The sequence below is a fragment of the Pseudomonas sp. 05N434 genome (genome assembly GCF_056396965.1).
Map to the genome: position 1 here is coordinate 1 of NZ_JBFTMK010000701.1, position 2,138 is coordinate 2,138.

Annotated in this window: 4 protein-coding genes; all 4 read right to left on the bottom strand. The window is 58.7% G+C overall.

Annotated elements, in window-relative coordinates; all coding sequences use genetic code 11:
* The coding region (locus tag AC1DLB_RS28260; protein ID WP_477786112.1) for an ion channel at window positions 1-381 on the bottom strand (381 nt) is incomplete at its 3' end.
* A 71-nt stretch (window positions 382-452) separates the two neighbouring features.
* Window positions 453-1,016 (bottom strand): rhomboid family intramembrane serine protease, encoded by a 564-nt coding sequence (locus AC1DLB_RS28265; RefSeq protein ID WP_477744625.1) that lies wholly within the window; start codon window positions 1,014-1,016, stop codon window positions 453-455.
* A 247-nt stretch (window positions 1,017-1,263) separates the two neighbouring features.
* Window positions 1,264-1,962 carry a PspA/IM30 family protein gene (locus AC1DLB_RS28270; protein ID WP_007933675.1) on the bottom strand — a complete coding sequence of 233 codons (699 nt, stop codon included), beginning with the start codon at window positions 1,960-1,962 and terminating at the stop codon, window positions 1,264-1,266.
* Between the two features lie 24 nt (window positions 1,963-1,986).
* On the bottom strand, window positions 1,987-2,138 hold a 152-nt coding region (locus AC1DLB_RS28275; protein ID WP_477786113.1), incomplete at its 5' end, for a DUF2170 family protein.

The window sequence follows — 2,138 nt, forward strand, 5'->3', positions numbered from 1 at the left end:
GCCGATGAGAACGGTATGGCCGACCTTGCCGGTGAAATCGCCTTTGCCCTTCATGCCTTTTCTCCATACATCGATGACACTGCTGGTGGTTTTGCCGATGGCCGCCGTCAGCAGCGCAATGCCCCCGAGCATGACCCAGGTAGCCACGAAAATCCGTCCCGCGGCTGTCTGTGGCGCAAGATCGCCGTAGCCGACGGTGAGCGTGGTGGTGAGATAGAAGTAGGTGAATGTGGCGGGGGTAGTGAGGTGTTGTTCGCCCAGAAGCACCAGACCCAGCCAGGCCGTGGTCAGGTGCACGCCCAGTGCAATGGCCAGGCCTGCCCAGCCGAACCGATGGAAGAAGGACGCCGCGTACGCGCGCAATAAAAGGAAAATCGACATTACATCCCTGACTCCTTGGGGGCTCATTCCTGGCGACGTAATCGCTCGGGCATCTAAGTGCTCGAGTGCGGTTACCGGGCGGCATTAAACCTGCTGCGCGGCGTAGATAACAGTACCTTGGCTGCAATATACCCGGCGATTGCAGCAAAAATATGCCCTTCGAAGGAAATGCCCCGGCGAGGAAGGAAGCCAACAACCAGCCCGCCATAGAGCAGGGCCACGACACTGGCGGTTATCAGGTTGCTCCAGCTCCTCTGGAACCAGGCGCGCGACAGGAGATACGCCCACAGCCCGAACACCCAGCCGCTGGCACCGATATGCACGCCGGCAAAACCGAACAGCCAGATCAGCGAACCGCCCAGCAAAATGATGATAGCGCTGACGGCCATGAACCGGTTGAGCCCTTCGGCGATGACCAGGGTGCCGAGGATCAAAAAGGCAATCAGGTTGGCACTCAGGTGCGCAAAGGATGTGTGCAAGAAAGGCGAGGTGATGATGCCGACCAGTCCGTGCAAGGTTCTCGGAACCAGGCCGAAGGCGTTAAGGCTGTAGCCGGTCGCCACATTGAGCAGTTGCAGCGCAACCATGAAGATGGCCAGGCCGGCGACTGTCTTGAAACCCTTCAGGGTATCCATCCTTGACCTCAATTCGGCAGTAAAGAAGGGCGATCAATTAATGCCTGCCAGTTAAGAGATAGAACAAGCACTGAGTAAAGTTGTGGCGAGGGAGCTTGCTCCCGCTGGGCCGCGAAGCGGCCCCTCTTATCCCCAAAAAGAAGGGACTGCTGCGCAGTCCAGCGGGAGCAAGCTCCCTCGCCACAGGGTCAGTGCACTTGACTGACTGGCATCAGGGCAATGAATGCCCTTTCTGCTGGGGTATTGCTTACTCGGCCGATTTTTTCTTCAGGCGTTCCAGGATCGCATTGGCGCTGCCTTCGTCCGGCGTGATGCCGGCTTCGCGCAGTTTGCGCTCCAGGTCGGTGCCGGTCGACGCATCGGCCAGTTCGTCCTGGGCTTGCAGTTCAGCGGCGCGTTGCTGCTGCTTGGCCTGCAGGCGGTTCAGTGTACCGACGGCGGTTTCCAGCTTGCCGTTGGCGCCGCCACTGGCGATCGAGGCGCTGACCTGGGCTTTCTGTACACTTTCACGAGCCTTGGCCATGTCCACTTGCTGGCGCAGGCTTTTGATGCGGTTTTCAGCCTTGGTGATGTCTTTGCGCATGTTGTCGGCGTAACCGCCGAATTCGGTGGCCTGCTTTTGCTCGACATCCAGTTCATTGGTCAGGGTCGAAATGGCTTCGGCCACTTCCAGTGCCAAGTCTTCGCGGTTGGCCTGGATGGCGGCCAGGGCTTTGGATTCCAGGTCCTTGATCTTGGCGTTGTACTCGCTGACGCGGTCAGCCGACAGTTTGTGCTTGGCCATGATGGTGACCAGCTCACGCTTGGCGTTGGCCAGCGCGCTGTCAGCATCGCGAATTTCCTGGTCGAGAATGCGCAGGGCCTGTTGGTCGACGATCGATTCGCCGACTTCGTTGGCACCGCCACGCAGCGCGGTGAACAATTTGCTCCAGATGGACTGAGTCATTGGATATATCCTGTTCCCGAATAATTAATTGAAGAAGCGTTCAAAGGCTTCGCTGGCGCGCTGGACGTTGTCGACGAGGGTTTTGATCTCAGTCACAACGTTGGTCAGGCTGGAGTCGGAGCTCAGCGCGCCGAACATGTTGTAAACGACCTGCCCGTTGGGCATGGACTCGATAC